The sequence below is a fragment of the Myxococcales bacterium genome (genome assembly GCA_016720545.1).
GTDB lineage: Bacteria > Myxococcota_A > Polyangia > Polyangiales > Polyangiaceae > JAAFHV01.
This window is the reverse complement of record JADKKK010000009.1, coordinates 187,134-204,918: the sequence shown is the minus strand read 5'-3', so window position 1 is coordinate 204,918 and position 17,785 is coordinate 187,134. Positions and strand designations below refer to the sequence as shown.

At 71.1% G+C, this 17,785-nt stretch carries 19 protein-coding genes; 14 read left to right on the top strand and 5 right to left on the bottom strand.

The genetic code is table 11. From position 1 onward, the window contains the following. Positions 1-142: 142 nt before the first annotated feature. Entirely contained in the window at positions 143-1,336 is a 1,194-nt protein-coding gene (locus IPQ09_18360) for a hypothetical protein (GenBank protein MBL0196149.1), read from the bottom strand. Between the two features lie 47 nt (positions 1,337-1,383). Beyond that, positions 1,384-2,688 carry an AarF/ABC1/UbiB kinase family protein gene (locus tag IPQ09_18355; protein ID MBL0196148.1) on the bottom strand — a complete coding sequence of 435 codons (1,305 nt, stop codon included), beginning with the start codon at positions 2,686-2,688 and terminating at the stop codon, positions 1,384-1,386. A gap of 177 nt (positions 2,689-2,865) precedes the next feature. Between IPQ09_18355 and ribA the strand changes: the two genes are divergently transcribed. From ribA to IPQ09_18335, 4 genes are all read left to right on the top strand, one after another. Then, entirely contained in the window at positions 2,866-3,522 is a 657-nt protein-coding gene (gene ribA, locus IPQ09_18350; GenBank protein MBL0196147.1) for a GTP cyclohydrolase II, read from the top strand. 62 nt (positions 3,523-3,584) lie between these two features. Next, positions 3,585-3,926 (top strand): DUF393 domain-containing protein, encoded by a 342-nt coding sequence (locus tag IPQ09_18345; GenBank protein ID MBL0196146.1) that lies wholly within the window; start codon positions 3,585-3,587, stop codon positions 3,924-3,926. Beyond that, a complete protein-coding gene (locus IPQ09_18340; protein MBL0196145.1) occupies positions 3,926-4,855 on the top strand; it encodes a TIGR01777 family protein in 930 nt (309 codons plus the stop codon). Before IPQ09_18345 ends, IPQ09_18340 begins: the two co-directional genes overlap by 1 nt. Then, complete coding sequence (locus tag IPQ09_18335; GenBank protein ID MBL0196144.1) at positions 4,852-5,316, top strand: SRPBCC family protein; 465 nt, start codon at positions 4,852-4,854, stop codon at positions 5,314-5,316. Before IPQ09_18340 ends, IPQ09_18335 begins: the two co-directional genes overlap by 4 nt. Before the next feature lie 282 nt (positions 5,317-5,598). On the opposite strand, the gene IPQ09_18330 is transcribed toward IPQ09_18335, so the two are convergent. Continuing rightward, complete coding sequence (locus IPQ09_18330) at positions 5,599-6,096, bottom strand: Rrf2 family transcriptional regulator (GenBank protein MBL0196143.1); 498 nt, start codon at positions 6,094-6,096, stop codon at positions 5,599-5,601. A gap of 82 nt (positions 6,097-6,178) precedes the next feature. Here IPQ09_18330 and IPQ09_18325 point away from each other — a divergent pair, with 82 nt between their 5' ends. The 8 genes from IPQ09_18325 (at position 6,179) to IPQ09_18290 (ending at position 15,070) form a co-directional block, all read left to right on the top strand. Further along, positions 6,179-7,675: a hypothetical protein gene (locus tag IPQ09_18325; GenBank protein MBL0196142.1), complete on the top strand. Its 1,497-nt coding sequence runs from the start codon at positions 6,179-6,181 to the stop codon at positions 7,673-7,675. A 117-nt stretch (positions 7,676-7,792) separates the two neighbouring features. Then, positions 7,793-8,320: a cytochrome C oxidase subunit II gene (locus IPQ09_18320; protein MBL0196141.1), complete on the top strand. Its 528-nt coding sequence runs from the start codon at positions 7,793-7,795 to the stop codon at positions 8,318-8,320. A gap of 13 nt (positions 8,321-8,333) precedes the next feature. Further along, entirely contained in the window at positions 8,334-9,944 is a 1,611-nt protein-coding gene (locus tag IPQ09_18315; protein ID MBL0196140.1) for a cbb3-type cytochrome c oxidase subunit I, read from the top strand. 16 nt (positions 9,945-9,960) lie between these two features. Continuing rightward, positions 9,961-10,137 carry a hypothetical protein gene (locus IPQ09_18310; GenBank protein ID MBL0196139.1) on the top strand — a complete coding sequence of 59 codons (177 nt, stop codon included), beginning with the start codon at positions 9,961-9,963 and terminating at the stop codon, positions 10,135-10,137. A gap of 42 nt (positions 10,138-10,179) precedes the next feature. Next, the gene (locus tag IPQ09_18305) at positions 10,180-11,121 is read left to right on the top strand and encodes an SCO family protein (GenBank protein ID MBL0196138.1); all 942 of its coding nucleotides are present in this window, start codon (positions 10,180-10,182) and stop codon (positions 11,119-11,121) included. A 2-nt stretch (positions 11,122-11,123) separates the two neighbouring features. Beyond that, positions 11,124-13,310: a hydrogenase iron-sulfur subunit gene (locus tag IPQ09_18300; protein MBL0196137.1), complete on the top strand. Its 2,187-nt coding sequence runs from the start codon at positions 11,124-11,126 to the stop codon at positions 13,308-13,310. After that, positions 13,307-14,209, top strand: a complete 903-nt coding sequence (cyoE, locus tag IPQ09_18295) for a protoheme IX farnesyltransferase (protein MBL0196136.1) — start codon at positions 13,307-13,309, stop codon at positions 14,207-14,209. Before IPQ09_18300 ends, cyoE begins: the two co-directional genes overlap by 4 nt. A gap of 120 nt (positions 14,210-14,329) precedes the next feature. Continuing rightward, entirely contained in the window at positions 14,330-15,070 is a 741-nt protein-coding gene (locus IPQ09_18290; protein ID MBL0196135.1) for a 16S rRNA (uracil(1498)-N(3))-methyltransferase, read from the top strand. 46 nt (positions 15,071-15,116) lie between these two features. On the opposite strand, the gene IPQ09_18285 is transcribed toward IPQ09_18290, so the two are convergent. Further along, on the bottom strand, positions 15,117-15,296 hold the full coding sequence (locus tag IPQ09_18285) for a hypothetical protein (protein ID MBL0196134.1): 180 nt from the start codon (positions 15,294-15,296) through the stop codon (positions 15,117-15,119). Between IPQ09_18285 and IPQ09_18280 the strand changes: the two genes are divergently transcribed. Continuing rightward, positions 15,295-15,450: a hypothetical protein gene (locus tag IPQ09_18280; GenBank protein ID MBL0196133.1), complete on the top strand. Its 156-nt coding sequence runs from the start codon at positions 15,295-15,297 to the stop codon at positions 15,448-15,450. The genes IPQ09_18285 and IPQ09_18280 overlap by 2 nt on opposite strands. 34 nt (positions 15,451-15,484) lie before the next feature. Here the strand turns inward: IPQ09_18280 and IPQ09_18275 are convergent, their stop codons facing one another. Further along, positions 15,485-16,606: a TIGR04053 family radical SAM/SPASM domain-containing protein gene (locus tag IPQ09_18275; GenBank protein MBL0196132.1), complete on the bottom strand. Its 1,122-nt coding sequence runs from the start codon at positions 16,604-16,606 to the stop codon at positions 15,485-15,487. Positions 16,607-16,791: 185 nt separating this feature from the next. Here IPQ09_18275 and IPQ09_18270 point away from each other — a divergent pair, with 185 nt between their 5' ends. Beyond that, positions 16,792-17,772 (top strand): radical SAM protein, encoded by a 981-nt coding sequence (locus tag IPQ09_18270; GenBank protein MBL0196131.1) that lies wholly within the window; start codon positions 16,792-16,794, stop codon positions 17,770-17,772. The last annotated feature ends 13 nt before the right edge of the window (positions 17,773-17,785 follow it).

Sequence of the window (17,785 nt, the reverse complement as noted above, 5' to 3'; positions counted from 1 at the left end):
GAGCGGGCGCGAGGTCTTCATGGCCATGAGACAGGCGTATCACCGTTCGGGCCCGCGGGGCGAGACCGCGCCGGGGGCGCCCGCGAGCGGCGGGGGCCGGGCACACGGCGGCTCGCCGCGCGCCAAGACGCACCCCCGCGGCTCAGCGCGTGCGCACGGTGGCGTTCACGCGGAGGACCACCTCGGCGGTCTCATTCACTACCCGGGGGCTCACCGAGGGCTGGACTCCAAAGTAGCCGAAGGCGCGGAGCTCGTTCGTGGCGGCCGGGGTGGCGCCCGAGAGCGGGAGCCCCGCGGGGTGGAGGTAGCGCTCCGGCCCGGTCGCGGAGAGCCCGTACGTGAGCTCGGCGTAGCGCCGCGCCGCCGAGGCGACGTGGCAGGTCGCGCAATCGATGGTGTCGGGGGAGTGCGCGGTGGGGTTCTCGATGCGGAGCGCGTGCCTGTACGCGACGAGGCGCTCGGCCGGGCCCGCGGCCTCGAGCGCCTTCGGATCGAGCAGCAGCCGGAGATCGTCCTCGGAGGGGGAGGCCGGGTAGGTGGCCGCGCGCTCGAACGTGTGCCCCTTCAGGTCGAGATTCTGAAAGGTCTGCTCTTTTACACCGACGAGGGGGATGGTCATCGGCCGGAGCGCCCCGGCCTCCACCTCGAAGCCGCCGAAGCGCCACGCCTGCCCCACCTGCTCGAGCGCCATGAACGTGATTCGGGTGAGGTTGTCGCGGCCCGCGTGGCCAAGGAGCAGCGCGCGCGCGCCGCGCGCGAAGGCGCCCTCCACGCCCTCGCGAGCCAGCGCCGGGTGCACACCCACCGGCCCGTCGACCGCGCCCGAGGCGCGGCGGAGCTCCACGAGCTGCGCGAGGATGTCGGCGAGCTCGACGCGCGTGAGCGAGTAAAACAAGTGGAGCGCGGTGTCGGCGGTGGTGAGCGCCTGCGTGCCCACCTGGGGCACCACCGGCTGCATCACGAGGCGGAGCTGGTTCTTGCACGACGCCTCGTCCGGCACGCCGAGGCCGGGGAAGCAGGGGTCGAGCCGCACGGCGACCACACGAAACAAGTGGTAGCTCTGGAGGTTCGGCGTGAGCAAATCGAGGGGCGGGAGCCCGCCGTACAGATCGTTCGGCAAGAGCGGACCGCGCTCACCCGCCGACGCAGCCCCTAGCAGCGACGTGCGCTGCGCCTGAGCAGGCAGCGGATAGAGGAACGACACGTCGTGGACCCCGACGTCCGCCGTGAGCGGCCGCGGGGCAGGCGGGCCGGGAGCAGCCGCCGCGGAACACCCGACCTCGCTGGCCGCGAGGGCCGCGACGAGCGCGACGGCGAGCAGGGCGGCGCGTCTCATTCCGTGAGCATACGCGATCGGGGTCCGCGCGTCGCGGCGCGTGAGGCTCACGCGAGCGCGACGGGCTCTGTCTTCGACTCGATGACCTCGCGCCACAGCTCGTACACCCCCGGGCCGGCGCGGAGGTCGGCGAGGATGGCGAAAATCCCCCACTGAAGTCGGTTCAGGAAGAGCCACTCGGGGGGCATCGACATACGGAACTTGTTGGGGTTCTGAAACATCAAGGCGTCGTAGGTCTGGCGGACGAACTCGCCGGTGAAGCGGAAGTCGGGCTCGATCATGGGTCGGTAGAGGAGGCTCGTGGCCTCCCACTGCGCGTCCCAGTCGAAGCGTTTGTCGTCCATCGACGCGAACCCGGCAGCGCAGAGGGCCTCGGGGAACGCGGCGCGGTCGCGATCGGTGACGGCACGCGCGAGGGTCTTCCAGCGGTCGATGAAGTCGACGTCGAAGGCGCGCGCGCAGCCGAAGTCGAGGAAGGTCACGGTGTCGTCACCGAAGAGGTAGTTGCCGGGGTGCGGATCGGCGTTGAAGAGGCCGTGTTGAAAGAGGGGGCGGAAGCAGCCTTCGTAGACGCGGGCTCCGGCGCGGTCGCGCTCCTCCTGCGTGGACGTGTCGACCAGCTGCTGGAAGCGGCGTCCCGGCGCGTGCTCGCTCGTGAGGACCCGCCGGGAGCTCTTCTCCGCGATCACCCTCGGCACCTGCGCGCCCGGCACCCGCGCGAGCGCGGCGGCGAAGATGCGCTGGTTTCTCGCCTCGATGCGGTAGTCGCACTCCTCGAGCAGGCGCGCGCGCAGCTCGCCCGCGAGGGCGGCCCCGTCGGCCTTCGACCCGACGGTCGAGAGCGTGGCGAGCGCACCGACGGTCTTCAGATCGCCGCGAATGACCTCTTCGATCCCTGGATATTGCACCTTCACCACGACGTCGGTGCCGTCGTGTCGGGCGCGATGCACTTGCCCGATCGAGGCGGCGGCGAACGCCTCACGGTCGAACGACTCGAAGGCCTCGTGCGGGGGCGCGCCGAGCTCGCGCTCGATCTCCGCGGCGACGACCTCGTACTCGAGCGCGACCGTGCTCGCCTGGAGGCTCGAGAGCACGCGCTGGGCCGCCGGGGGCATGGAGCCCGGGAGGTAGCTCGCCATCTGACCGATCTTCATCGCGAGCCCCTTCAACGAGCCCATCTGACCGACGAGCTCCTCCGCGCGCGCGACCGCGGCCCCCTCGTCTCCCTCGGCGGACGCGATGCCGAGGTTGGCCTTCGCCGCCGCGACGCCGAGCCGCGCGGCGAGGCGCGCGGTGACCCAGGTTCGCTCGCGGAAGCCTTGTGGCAGCGCGGAGAGGAGCGGCTTCTTCATGCGGGACCGAGCGTGGGGTGGTGGACGGCTGGCGGCAAGGCCTAGCGCATGCGTGGGGCTCCGTGGGTTGGTCGCCCCTCTTCGACAGGCCTTGACAAACATTATGCAAAGCCTACACTGACTAGCGACACACCAAACCATCGAGGACTTGCCATGACCCAGCGAACGACCAGCGACATGTTCCACCCCGCCGGCTCCGACGCCACGCGAACCCCGCGGGTTCGTGTGGAGGCGATGTCGGCTCTGCCGACCCGCTTCGGCGACTTCCGCATCTACGTCTTCTCGGCGGAGGGCGAGCACCGCGAGCACGTCGCGATGGTGCGCGGCGACGTGTGGGGGGCGACGGAGGTGCTGACCCGGCTGCACTCCGAGTGCCTGACGGGCGACATCATGAGCTCGCTCCGCTGCGACTGCCGCGAGCAGCTCGAGCGCGGGCTCGAGCTCGTGGGCGCGGCCAACCAGGGCATCGTCCTCTACCTCCGCCAGGAGGGTCGCGGCATCGGCTTGGCGAACAAAATCCGTGCGTACAAGCTCCAACAGGAGCAGGGCCTCGACACCGTGGACGCCAACCTCGCCCTCGGCTTCCAGGACGACCTCCGCGACTACGGCGTGGCGGCGGCCCTCCTGCGCACGCTCGGGGTCCGCTCGGTCGACCTGCTCACCAACAACCCCGCGAAGGTGCTCGGCCTGCAGCGCCACGGCATGGCGGTCACCTCTCGCGTGCCCCACGCCATCGCCCCCGGCCAGCACAACGAGGCCTACCTGGCGACCAAGGCGATGCGCTCGGGACACCTGCTGCCCCTGCCCTCGCCGCGGTCCACGAGGACGCCGTGAGCGCGGGAGGCGACGCGTTCGAGGTCTTCTTCGACGGAGACTGTCCTCTTTGCCGGCGCGAGATGAACATTGTGCAAAGAATGGACAAGAATGAGCGCGTGCGCCTAACCGACATCGCCTCCGCCTCGTTCACGCCTCCGCCCGGGCTCACCCGCGAGGCGCTCATGGCGAGCATCCACGGGCGCCGCGCCGACGGCACGGTCGTCACGGGCGTGGAGGTGTTCCGTGAGGTCTACACGGCGGTCGGCCTCGGGCGCTGGGTCGCGCTCACGCGGCTCGCTCCCGTCGCGTGGGCGCTCGACGCGGCGTACGCGTGGTTCGCGCGGCATCGCCTCCGGCTCACCGGGCGGTGCACCGACGAGACATGCGCGATCGACGCCGCGACGCCGCGAGGGGCCTCCTGATGCGCGCGCTCGTTACGGGCGCGACGGGCACCATCGGCCAGCGCCTCGCCGCCTCCCTCGGGCCCGACACGACGGTGCTCCGCCGCGACCCGAGGGCGACGGGGCAGGGCGCGGCGTGGGACGGTCTCCACGCGCCGCCCTCGGCCGCGTTCGAGGGCCTCGACGCGGTGTTCCATCTCGCCGGCGAGCCCGTCGCCGAGGGCCGCTGGACGGCCGACAAGAAGCGCAAAATCCTGGAGAGTCGCACGTTGGGTACTCGCGCCATCGTCGAGGCGATAGGTCACACCCGTCACCGCCCGCGGGTCCTCGTGTGCGCCTCGGCGGTGGGCTTCTACGGCGACCGCGGCGACGAGCCGCTCAGCGAGCAGTCGGCGCCGGGCGAGGGCTTCCTGTCGGACGTCTGCGTGGCCTGGGAGCACGAGGCGCGCGAGGCCGAGCGGCGCTTCGGAGTGCGCACGGTCACGCTCCGGATCGGGATCGTCCTGTCGCCAACCGGAGGCGCGCTCGCCAGGCTCCGCCCCATCTTTCGCGCCGGCGTCGGCGGACGCCTCGGCGACGGGCTCGGGTGGATGCCCTGGATTCACCTCGACGACGTCGTCGGCCTCCTGCTGCACGCCGCGACCACGTCGACCCTGCGCGGCCCAGTGAACGCGGTGGCTCCAGGGGTGGTGCAGAACGTGGAGTTCACGCGTTCGCTCGGCCGCGCGCTCCGTCGACCCACGCCGATGCCCGTGCCAGCCATCGCGCTGCGCCTCGCCTTCGGGGAGCTCGCCGCGGTGCTCCTCTCCTCGCAGCGGGTGGCGCCCGAGCGGGCCCTCGCCTCCGGGTTCCGCTTCGCCCACCCACGGCTCGACGAGGCCCTCGCCGACGTGCTCCACCAGGTCGCGGACCGTGTCACGGAGCCCATGCTCGCGGGGGGCGCCCCGTGAGGGGCGTCCTCGAGCGCACCCAGCGCATCGAGCGACCGCGCGAGGAGGTCTTCGCCTTCTTCGAGGACGCGAGCAACCTCGAGCGCCTCACGCCTCCTTTCCTGCGCTTCGCCATCCTCACGAAGCCCCCGGTCCACATGGCCGAGGGGACGCTCATCGACTACCGAATCGCGCTCTTCGGAGTGCCTCTGCGCTGGCAGACGCGGATCGAGCAGTACACGCCGCCCGAGCGCTTCGTCGACGCGCAGCTCCGCGGCCCCTACCGCGCGTGGCGACACACGCATGAGCTCACGTGCGACGGGCCCGACGCCACCTGGATGCGCGACCGCGTCGACTACGAGCTGCCCATGGGTCCGCTCGGCACCCTCGCCCACGCCTTGTTCGTGCGCCGCACCCTCGCGCGCATCTTCGATTTTCGACGCGACGCGATCGCCGCCATCTTTCCGCCGCCGGCGCTCTAGCTAGTCCCCTGGAGTCGTCGCGCGGCTCGGCCTTTCGCCACAAGGGAGCGAGGGGGTGTCCCGTTTTCGGCGGCGGTGGGAGGATACTCATGTTCGAGGGTCGGCGTTCTCGCGCGGTCACACCCGAAACCACTGTCCCCTGAGCGCAAAGCGCCGCCTCCACCGCGCGGAACGACGTCCGAGTTGAGGACGGGCCCGCCGCCGCCGAAAACGGGGCACCCCCTCGCTCCTCGGCATGACACCGAAGACCGGACTTCTGATACGAACCACGACTCCAGGGGACTAGGCGACGACGTCCGCGAGGGTGCTCGTCGCGGCCCACGTGCGAAATGAGCGATCGAGCTGACTCCAGGAGGCGTGGAGCGGGCAAGGCTTGCACGCGTCGCACGCGCCCCAGCCGAAGGCGCAGCGCCCCGAGTCGGGCATCTCTCCCAGCGCCTCGAGGACCTCGAGGAAGGCGATGGTCGCCGGCGGCCGCGCGAGCGCGTAGCCTCCGCCGTGCCCCCGCTGCGCGACGAGCAGCCCGCGCCGCGCGAGGCGACGCAGCACCTTCGACAGGTAGGGGAGCGGCACGTTCGAGCGCCGCGAGAGCTCCGTGGCCGTCGCCGACTCGCCGAGCGGGAGCGCCGCGACGCATGACATCGCGCGGAGGGCGTAGACCGCCGTCTGCGTGAGGAGCGCCGAGCGCGCACCGCCAGGCGAAGGCGAACGCTCCTCGCCGCCCGCGGCCGCGACCGCCAGTGCGCTGTCCTCTGGCCGCGATCGCCCTCGGGGGTCCATCGCCCGATGGTGACGCGCGAACGCGACCGCAACATGACTTCGGTCATGTCGCCGAACAAACCGGACGTCTATGTCCATTAACATGTCGGACGACAGCCTCTCCCCCCGTGCAGCCCCGTCTGCCAGCCGAGCCGCGCTCGACTGCGCGCCCGAGATCACCAGCGGTCGCCGCTGGCTCGGCCTGGCGGTCGGCTCGCTCGTGCTCGCGGGCCTCCTCTCCCTGTCGCTGGTCCTCGGGCGCATGCCCCCGTTCGACCGGCTCGTCACCGATCCCCAGTTCTTCCGGCGATGCCTGGTCGTCCACGTGGACCTCTCGCTCGTCGTGTGGTTCTACGCCTTCGTGGCGGCGCTGCTCTCCACGCTCCCCGAGCGGGGCCGGAGCAGCCGCGTGTCTCGCGTGGGCGTGTTCGTCTCCACGGTGGGCGTCGCGCTGCTCGTGCTCTCGGCCGGCACCCCTGGCTCTCGACCGATCGTGTCGAACTACGTCCCGATGATCGACCACCCTCTGTTCGCGGCGGGTCTCGTGGCGTTCGGCGCCGGCGTGCTCATGAGCTTCACCGACGCGCGGCTCTTCCCGGACACGCCCACGGGCAACCTCGTGCTCCTCCTCCCCGACGCCGCGGTGCCCGGCCTCCGCGCCACGGCCATCGCGTTGCTCCTCGCCGCGCTCACGTTCGCGGGCTCGTGGTGGCACCGCCCCTCGGGCCTCGTCGTCGACACCCTCTTCGAGCTCGCGAACTGGGGAGGGGGCCACGTGCTCCAGCTAGCGAGCACCTGCGCCATGCTCTCGGTCTGGCTCATCCTGCTCGCGGGCGTCCTCGGCCGCTCGCCGATCACGCGACGCACGGCCTCGGCGCTCTTTGGTCTGCTGGTCCTCCCGTGGCTCGCCGCCCCGCTCCTCGCGGCGCGCGGCATCCAGGACGTCGAGGCGCGCACGGCCTTCACCCACCTCATGCGCTTCGCGCTCTTCCCCGTGGTGCTCGCCTTCCTCGTCGCGTGCGTCCGCGCCCTCGTGAAGGCCCGCAAGAGCGGCGAGCTGCCCGCGGAGAGGCTCCGAGATCCCCGCGCGCTGGCCTTCGCCGTGAGCGCCAGCCTCGCCGTGGTCGGCGCCATCCTCGGCGCGCTCATCCGGGGGTCCACCACGATGGTGCCGGCCCACTACCACGCGTCGATCGGCGCCGTCACCGCGGCCTTCATGGGCGTCGCCTACCCCCTCCTCGCGGGCCTCGGCTACCCCCTCCCGACCACGCGCCAGCGCGCCCTCGCGCGCATCCAGCCCGTCGTCTACGGCATGGGACAGCTCATCTTCGCCGTGGGCTTCGCCCTCGCGGGCGCGGGGGGGATGGCCCGCAAGAGCTACGGGCAAGAGCAGGCAGCGCGGAGCCTCGGTGGCACCGCCGGCCTGTTCGTCATGGGTCTCGGAGGACTCCTCGCCGTCGCGGGGGGCCTCCTGTTTCTGGTCATCGTCATCGTCGCGTGGCGCAGCAGCCACGCCAAGAACCGGGGCGCCGAGGTCACGTCGCCCCCGTGGAGGTCTCCGTGGAACAAGCCCAGCCAAAGCATCCACTCCAGCGGCTGATGGACAACCCTTGGTTGCTGTTGGCGCTCGGGGTCCTGGTCCCGTTCGTCTCGTACACAGTCTGGGGCTGGATCGAGATCGCGGGCGTGAAGCCCGCGACGCTCCCGTGAGGGCAACATGAGCATAAGCACACCAGCGCAAGGTTGGTTCAAGGCGCCCTCGGGCGGTGAGCGTGCGTGGATCGGACTCGCGCTCCTGTGGTGCGTCGTCCTCACGCTCGCGATGCCTTATTGGCACTACAAGGGGAAGCAGAACAGTACCGGCGAGTCGTACCGCGTGGAGCCCGCGGCCTTCCAGTCTCGAGTCGACCGCTTCGTGAAGACGAACAAGGTCGGCGAAGAGAAGGGCGTCGCGATCGTGGAGCCATCGCCCGGTGGAGACGCCTATCTGCTCGCCCAGATGTGGCGCTTCAGCCCCATCCTCAAGCTCCGCAAGGGGCAGAGCTACCGACTCCACATGTCGTCGCTCGATCTCCAGCACGGCTTCTCGGTGCAGCCGGTGAACCTGAACTTCCAGATTCTGCCCGGCTACGACCACGTCATCACCATCACGCCGACCATGTCGGGCGATTTCAACGTCATTTGCAACGAGTTCTGTGGCATCGGCCACCACACGATGACCGGCAAGATCATCGTCGAGGACTAGAGAGGAACCCCCAATGGCCAACACAGCAACCCTGGGAGCCGCCCCCGAGGCGGAGGACTCCCCCGTCGCACCGGAGAAGCCAAAAGGCAATCACCGCGCCGGTGAGCTGCGCTCCTGCGACACCACCGGACTGCCTATTTGCCTCGTGGCTCAGCAGTTCATCCGACTGAACGCCGTCATGGCGGTCGTGTTCCTGCTGGTCGGAGGCGTCTCGGCGCTCCTGCTCGCGATGACGCGGTGGCCGGCAGTGCACCTGCTCTCAGCCGCCTGGTACTACCGGATCCTGACGTTGCATGGGCTCAACATGCTCATCTTCTGGATCCTCTTCATGGAGGTGGCGATCCTCTACTTCGCGTCGACGACGCTCCTCAACTCGAGGTTAGCGTGGAAGAGTATGGCCTACGTCTCCTTCGGGATGATGCTGGTCGGCGCGGTGATGGTCGACTACTTCGTGCTCGCCGGGAAGGCGGACGTGCTCATGACGAGCTACGCGCCGCTCCAGGGACACCCAGGCTTCTACCTGGGGATCATCCTCGTGGCGGTGGGCACACTCATCGCCGTAGGGAACTTCTTCGCGACCCTCTACATCGCGAAGCGCGACAAGACCTACGTAGGGTCGATGCCGCTCGTCACCTTCGGCGCCCTCGCGGCGGCCATCATCGCGGTCGTCACGCTGGCGCACGGCGCCGCGGTCATGATCCCGACGTTCCTCTGGTCGCTCGGTCTCGTCGGCCCGCCCGACCCCGCGTGGTACCGCCTCATCTGGTGGGGCCTCGGACACATGTCGCAGCAGGTCAACGTCTGCGCGATGGTGTCGGTCTGGTACTTCCTCGCCACGCTCACCGTCGGCGCCAAGCCCATCAACCAGGCGGTCTGCCGCGGCGCGTTCATCCTGTACATCCTGTTCATCAACCTCGCGTCGGCCCACCACCTCCTCGTGGACCCGGGCGTGGGTGCGGGCTGGAAGATCTGGAACACCTCCTACGCGATGTACCTCGCGGTGCTCGCGTCGATGATCCACGGCTTCACGGTCCCGGCCTCGGTCGAGGTCGCGATGCGCAAGAAGGGGCACAAGTCGGGCCTCTTCAGCTGGCTCGCCGCGGCGCCCTGGAAGAACCCCGGGTTCTCGGCGTTCTTCCTCTCGCTGGTCATCTTCGGCTTCGGCGGCGGCATCACGGGCGTGACGCTGGGCACCGAGCAGATCAACATCATCGCCCACAACACCCTGCGCATTCCGGGCCACTTCCACATGACCGTGGTCGGCGGCACGTCGCTCGCGTTCATGGGCCTCGCCTACTACGTGGTCCCGCTGCTCTTCCAGCGCGAGTACTACGCGCGTGGGCTCGTGCGGGCCCAGCCGTACGTCTTCGCGGTGGGCATCTCGATCATGGCGATCGGCATGTCGCTCGCCGGCTCGTACGGTGTCCCTCGACGCCACTGGGACGTCGAGTTCGCGGGAGCGCAGTTCTCCGCGGGCTTCGACCCCTCGGCCCACGTCATGCTCGGAATCATGGGCATTGGTGGCACGATCGCGTTCCTGGGTCTGCTCATGTTCATCCTGCTGACAGTCGCTGCCGTGTTCTTCGGCAAGAGCAACGCAGGCAAGGCGATGACCGCCTGGTGAGGCGGAGGAGGCAACCGTGACTGAATCCAATGAAAAGAAGGTAGTCGACCTGGTGCACAGCGAGGCCGCCGAAGACCCGGACGATCACCACGCGCCGGGCACCTTCGTGCTCGTCCTCGTGCTCCTCGGCACCTTCGCGGTCTACTACTTCGCCAACTGGAAGGCCCTCGCGGACGTCTGGCACGTGCGCTGAGATCCTTCGCTTCGACACGACGAGGGGGGACCAGGAGACACCATGAAACACGTAATGCGCGCGCTCGGCGGACTCCAGGTCTTCTTCTCGTCGTGGCGATTCCCCACGCTCGTACTGTCGGTGCTCGTGACCTTCAAGGCGCTGGTGCTGGCGGTCCTTTTCGTTCCCACCTCCAAGTCCGGGTTTGGGGCGTTCGCCGAGCAGTTCAAGATCTGGTGCTTCGGCTACGACCCCAACACCGGACACTCGGAGGGCGCGTACGTGTTCCTCGCGATCGCGGAGCCGCTGGTGCTCGGCGTCATCATCGCCGCGCTCTGGTGGCGGCCGCTGCGCGAGGTCGCCCGATCCCGCCCGCGGGCGACGCTGCCATACTTCGCGAGCGCCCTCGCCTTCGTGAGCGTCGCGGCGTTCTCGCTCCTGCAGATGGACCGCGACGCGCGCGCGGAGGATCTGCCGTTCCCCGCGAAGTCGCTACGCACCGGGCTCCACGCGCCTGCGTTCTCCCTGAAGAACCAGGACGGGGCCACGGTGTCCGTGAGTGACTACCCGGGCAAGGTCGTGATGCTCACCGGGGTGTACGCCTCGTGCGGCTTCACCTGCCCCATGATTTTCGCCCAGGCGAAGCGCGCCGTCGGGGCGCTGACGCCGGCGGAGCGCGCCGATCTCACCGTGATCGCCGTGACGCTCGACCCTGAGCACGACGACCAGGCCGCGCTCGCGGCGATGGCGAAGGCCCAAGGGGTGGCGGCGCCGGGCTGGAACCTGCTGTGGGGCCCGCCTCCCGAGGTAAACTCGGCGCTCGACGCGCTGACCATCGGGCGCTCGAAGAACCCCGAGACGGGCGCCATCGACCACGCGAACATCTTCGTGCTCATCGATCGACAGGGCCGGGTCGCGTACCGGCTCACCCTCGGCGCGGTGCAGGAGAAGTGGCTCGTGGAGGCTCTCCGCACGTTGCTCGTCGAGGCCCCGCGGGGGAGCTGATCGTGGCCGCTCCCACCTCCCAACCCGCTAAGCCGCGTCCCCGCAAGCTGTCGCCCGAGGTCCGGGCGGCGAGCCTGAAAGACTGCGCCACCGCCCCCCCCGGCAAGCGCTCGCTGCCGGTGCTCCAGCCGCAGCGCGAAGACGCGCGTGTCGAGCCGCCCGTGCGGGGTGAAGCGTGGCTGCGCGCGGGCGAGTCCTTGTTCCTGCGGGCCGATCGCGCGCTCTCTCGATTCTTGCCAGAGCACCTGAACCCGCTCGGGCAGACGGGCGCCATCGCGAACACCACGCTGATCGTGGCGATCGCGAGCGGCGTCCTGCTCCTCTTCTGGTACCGCGCGAGCGTCCACGACGCCTACGACTCGGTGCACGCGATGGACTCTGCGCGCTTCACCTCGGGCTTCGTGCGCTCGGTGCACCGCTACAGCTCCGACGCGTGCATGCTCTTCGTGGTCCTCCACGCGCTGAAGCTCTTCTTCGCCCGCAGGTTCGGAGGCGCGCGCTGGCTCGCCTGGATCACGGGGGCCGCGCTCATCGCGGCGCTGTGGATCGTCGGGTGGCTCGGCTACTGGCTCGTGTGGGACGAGCGGGCGCGGCAGGTGGCGCTGGGCACCGCGCGAATGCTCGACGCGCTCCCCGTGTTCGCCGATCCGCTGTCGCGCTCGTTCCTCGCCGACGACGCGGTGAGCTCGCTGCTCTTCTTCGTCGTCTTCTTCGTGCACATGCTGGTCCCGCTCGGCATGGGCGTGATGCTCTGGCTCCACATCACCCGCCTCTCACGCCCCGAGTTCCTCACGGGGCGCACGCTCACCGCGTGGGTGCTGGGGTCGCTCGCGGCGATCTCGCTCGCCTTGCCCGCCGTGACCGCAGCGCCGGCGCGCATGGCGGTCGCGCCCAGCGGTTTCACGATGGACGCCTGGTACCTGGCGCCGCTCGCCCTCACCGACCGGCTCGGCGCCGGGGCGCTCTGGGCGATCGCGCTCGTGGCGGGGCTCGCCGTCTACTCCGTGCCGTGGTCGTTCCTGCGCCGTGGCGAGCGACGCGCCACCACGGCCACGGTCGATCTCCCCTCCTGCAACGCCTGCGTCCACTGCCACGACGACTGCCCGTACGACGCGATCCGCATGGTGCCGCGCACCGACGGACGCAAATTCACCCTTCAAGCCGAGGTCGATCCCGCGAAGTGCGTCGGGTGCGGCGTGTGCGCTGGCTCCTGCGACTCGGGCAGCATCTCGCTGCCTTGGTTTCAGGTCGTGCCGCTCCGCGCGCGGATGGACGCTTGGGTCGACGCCGCCGTGAAGGCGAGCGAGGCCCCGCTCGTGGCCTTCGTGTGCGCGGAGTCTGCCGGCGCGGCTCTCTCGCCGGACGCGAACGGGCGCTGCGACGCGCTCCCGGGATACGTGGTGCTCCCGGTCCCCTGCGCGGGGTGGGTGCACGCGCTCTCCGTCGAGCGGGCCCTGCGCCACGGCGCCGCGGGGGTGCTGATCGTGGGGTGCGGCCCGGGCAGCGAGCGCTACCGCGAGGGGGTCAAGTGGGCGCAAGTCCGCATGGCCGGCCAGCGGGAGCCCTCGCTCAACCTCACCAAGGTGGACCCCGCACGGGTCCGCGTGGCCGAGGTCTTTCGCGGCGATCACGCGGGCCTCGCGCGCGCGGCGGGCGAGCTGCGGCGCGGGGTCGTCCCTCCGACCGGCGCGACCGGTGGGGTCGGGCGCCTCGTCGCCGCAGGGCTCGCCGCCGCCGCCGTGGTCGCGCTCGCGACCTGGGCTGGGAGCCGCGTGGGGTACGCCTCGCCGAAGACCGCGCCCACGATGGTTGTATCCTTCAAGCACCCGGGCTCGGTCGGGGAGCAGTGCCGCGAGCTGACCGAGGAAGAGAAGCGCAGCACCCCACCCCACATGCGGCCCGCGAAGGTGTGCGAACGACGCCGGGTCGCCGTGCGGCTCCGCGTGACGATCGACGGCGTCCTCCGCAGCACGACGACGCACGCGCCGCGCGGCCTGTGGAGCGACGGCAACAGCATGACGGTCGAGCGCCTCGAGGTACCCGAGGGCGAGCACCGCGTCCGGGTGGAGCTCGGCGACACGCCGGACTCGAGCGAGTGGAACCATGTGGACGAGCGCGCGATGACGTTCGAGTCGCGCACGAGCCGGGTCGTGACCTTCAACAAGCTGGAGGGCTTCCAATGGCGATGACGGGCACCCCTGGGCTGACTCTGTCGCCACCCCACGCCTCGTGGCTCTCGAGGGGCGCGAGGACGGGAGCGCTCCTCGTCGCGCTGACGAAGCCACGCGTCACGGCGCTCGTGGTGTTCACGTTCGCGTTCGGCGCCGCGATGGCGCCCGGCCGGGCCTCCCTTTGGACCCTCGCGCTGTCGGCGCTGGGGACGCTGCTCGTGGTCGCCGCCGCCAACACGCTCAACATGTGGTGGGAGCGCGACACGGACGCGAAGATGACGCGCACCCAGGGGCGACCGCTCGCCACGGGGGCGCTCTCGCCGCGCGTGGCGCTCGCGTGGGGGCTTGGGCTCTTCGCCGCGTCGATGCCGCTGCTCGGGGCCGCGAACGCACGCGTCGCGGCGGTCGGCGCGCTCGCTTTCGCGATCTACGTGTTCGCGTACACCCCGCTGAAGCGGCGCACTTGGCACTCGCTCTCGCTCGGCGCGCTCGCGGGCGCAGCGCCTCCGCTCATGGGCTGGGCCGCCGTCACGGGCTCGCTCGACGCGGGCGCGCTCGCGCTCTTCGCGGTGCTCTTCGTGTGGCAGCTCCCCCACTCGACGGCGATCTCGCTCTTTCGTGCGGAGGAGTACGCGGCGGCTGGGCTGCGAGTGTGCTCGGTCGAGCTGGGCGCGCGCGCGGCGGTTCGTGCGACGGTGGGCACGTCGATCGCGCTCGTGGCCCTCACCGCCGCGCCGTACGCGCTCGGGCTCGGCGGCGCGAAGTACGCGCTGGCGGCCGCGGTGCTTGGCGCAGGTCTGCTCGGCGTCGAGGCGCGGCGCGCGGCGACCGACGCGGTCTGGGGCCGAAGGGTGTTCGCCGCCTCGATCGCCTACCAGGTGTTGCTCTTCGGAGCGCTCTGGCTCGACCGGCCATGAGGCTCAGCCGGACCTGAGCTGCCGCAAGCCGGCCGCGGTCGCGAGCCCCGGGCACTCCAAACGGCGCGAAGACCTCACTCCCACGGGCCGCGGCTCAGACGCCTGGGATACGGTCGGGGCATGCGCTCCACGTTCCTCCCTCTGCGCCACCTCCGCCCGCTCGCCGTGGGCGAGACCGTCACGCTCGGGCCGGAGCTCGCCGAGGGGCTCGCGGCTCGCCAGGTGAACCCCAAAGAGGCGTTCACCCTCAGCGACGCCGAGGGGCGCTTCTTCCGCGCGAGCCTGCTCGAGCTCGACGCTCGCTCCGCACGCGCGCTGGTGTACGAGCCCATGGTCGCCTCACCCGAGTCCCCGATCGCGCTCACCGTGATGGTGGCCGTGCTGGCGCGGCAGCGCATGCTCTTCGTCGCCCAGAAGACGGCGGAGCTGGGCGCCGCCCGCCTCGTGCCCGTGTTCACCGAGCACAGCGTCGGGCCCGGCAAGGCGCTCGAGAAGGAGAAGCCGTGGGCGTGGCAGGGCCAGGGGCTCAAGGGGTCGCGCCAGTGCAGGCGCGCGAGCGTGATGGAGGTGGCCTCCCCCATCTCGTTTCAGGCGGCGCTTGCGAGCCGAGATTGGCGCGACGCCGAGGGGCGCTTCGCGCTCGACGACGCTGGCGCGGCCCCCTGCGACGCGATCGCGCGGGTCCCCCGTGGAGCGACCCGCGTCGCCCTCTTCGTGGGCCCCGAAGGGGGGTTCTCCGCGGCCGAGCGGGAGGCGCTCGGAGCGCACGCGGTGCGCTTCGGCGGTCGCGTCGTTCGCGCGGAGACCGCGGTGCTCATGGGCGTGACCCTGCTTCAGCACCGCCTTGGGGACCTGGGGTAGAGCGGCGCCTCGGCAAGAAACAGTCGAGCGCGACGGACCCCACCCGCTACTTCGTGAGCGCCGTGTCGATCTCGCGGAGCACCGCGGCCTTCGCGAGGCCGTGGACCTTGTTGGCGCTCGTGGTCGCGCTCGCGCCGTTCCAGGCCAAGCCGTCGAAACCTGTCGCGCTCACGCTCGACGAGGCCGGCGGGCTCCCGGCCGGGAGCGCGGTGGAGCTCGTCGTCATGAGCGACGACATCCTCACGAACGACAACAAGGGCGGGCTCCCCCGCGTGGCCGCAAAGGGGCGCGTCTCCGCCGACGGGAAGCGCATCGAGACCGATCCCGGCGAGGGGCTCGACGTGCTGACGTGGGTCGCCGTGCGCCCCGCGGCGCGCTGAGAGAGCGCGCGCCCGCGCATCGCGGCGAGTCGTGTCAGGCGCCTCCGGACCAGCCGCGCGGCACATAGGCGCACGCAGGGTCGGAGGCCGAGAGATCATGCTCCACCGCCCAGGCGCGCGCGCGCGACCCGCCGCAGACGCGCTTGAACGGGCACACCCCGCATTTGCCGGTGAGCTGGCTCGTGTCGCGAAGCTGTTGGAAGATGGGGCTCGTTCGGTACACGTCGGCGATCGCGTCCTTCCGGACGTTGCCGGCACGCACGGGCAGGAAGCCGCTCGGAAAGATGTCGCCTCGGTGCGACACGAAGACGAAGCCGGTGCCGTCGTTGATGCCGCGCGGCCCGAGCACGTTCCCCTCGGCGTCGACGTCGTGAGACACGCCCACCGCGGAGAGCCGCGCGCGCCGCTCGAGGAGCACGCGACGAAAGTGAGGCGCCGCCGTGGTCTTCACGTCGAAGCTCGCGCCCTCGGAGAGGTCGGCGAGCTCCTCGAAGGCGCGCTCGAGCCGGTCGGCGGGGAGCATGAGCGCGGCGTCGGCGCGGCCCGTAGGGACCACGACGAACACGCTGAGCAGCGTGACGCCCAGGCGCTCCGCGAGGGCGGCCATCTCGCCGAGCCGATCGACGTTGTGCGGCGCGAGGGTCAGGTTGATCTGGCGCTCGACGCCGAGATCTCGCGCGTCCTCGAGGATGCGGATCGAGTGCTCGAAGCTGCCCGCGACCCGACGGAAGCCGTCGTGCGTCGCGGCGTCCGGGCCGTCCACCGAGACCGCGAGCCGCGCCATGCCGGCGGCCTTGAGCTCCTCGAGGAGCGGGCGCTGGAAGAGCGCGGTCCCCGACGGGGTGACCGCCACGATGAGGCCCGCTTGCGCCCCGTGGCGGACGAGCTCGACCAGGTCGGGGCGGCTCGCTGGATCGCCGCCCGTGAACACGAAGAGCGGCGTCCCCATGGCCGCGACGTCGTCGAGGAGCTTCTTGCCCTCGACCGTCGTGAGCTCGAGCGGATCGCGGTGCTTCACGGCCGAGGCGCGGCAGTGCACACACGCGAGCTCGCACGCCTGCGTCAGCTCCCAGATCGCGAGCATGGGGCGCTCGTCGAAAGGCGTTGGCTGGCTGCGGAGAGCGTCAGTGTGTGCGGGGCGCGCGGCGGGGAGCATGCCCACCCACAGCACCGTCCGTGCCAGGTGCGAAGTGCGCGGCCGCCGGCGCCTGGTGAGGCCGAGGTGCACTGCTTGCGTGCACGCGCGCCACTTGCGTCGCGCACGGCGCGGACTCCACGCCGTGGACCCACGTGTCCGGCGAGGCTAGGGTGTCTCCCGTGGGTTGGTCGAGACGAAGCCTGATGTTCCGCGAAGCCGCGTCGCCGGTTCGCGCGCCGTCGACGTGGACGCTCCGCGTGAGCGTGCTCGACCGCTGCCAGTACCGGTGCCCCTACTGCCGCCCGGGCGCGGTGGCGCCGTACGTCGAGCAGGCCTCGCGACTCACCGCGGACGACTACGCCTCGCTCGCGCCGCTCTTCGCCGCGCGCGGCGTCACCAAGGTGCGCTTCACCGGCGGCGAGCCGCTGCTCCGCCGCGATCTTCCGGCGGTCGTGGCGGCCTTTCGGCGCGGCGCGCCCGAGGCGACGCTCGCGCTCACGACCAACGGCCAACACCTCGCCGAGCGCCTCCCCGCGCTGGCCGAGGCCGGCATCACCCGCGCGACCGTTCACGTCGACAGCCTGCGACCCGAGCGCTACCGAGCGCTCATGGGCGACGGCGACGTGGGCGAGGTGCTCGCGGCCACGCTCGCGGCGCACGATTTGTTGGCGGAGGTGAAGCTCAACGTGGTCGTCCAGCGAGGCCACAACGACGACGAGCTCGGCGACTTCCTCGCGTGGTCTCGGAAGACCGGCGTCGAGGTCCGGTTCATCGAGCTCATGAACACGGGGAGCGCCGCCGAGTACACGCGGTCGGTGTTCATGACCGGGCAGGCCATCGCCGACGCCCTCGCCGCCCACGGGGGCGCGACGCCGGTGCCGCGTCGCGAGGCGAGCGCGCCGGCCGCGCGGTTTCGCGCCGACGACGGCCTCGAGTTCGGGATCATCGCCTCGGACACGCAGCCATTCTGTGCAGACTGCAACCGAATGCGCCTGAGCGCCGAGGGGCGCCTTCTAGGGTGCCTCTACGAGTCCGGTGGGATCGATCTCCGCGGGGCGCTCGCCGGCGGCGACGCAGCGGAGCTAGGCGCGCGGCTCGACCGCGGCTTCTCCGGCAAGCGCAGCCATCACCCCGACGTCGACGTCGACCGAGTGCCGTTCAGCATGGCGCAAACGGGCGGCTAGTCCCCTGGAGTCG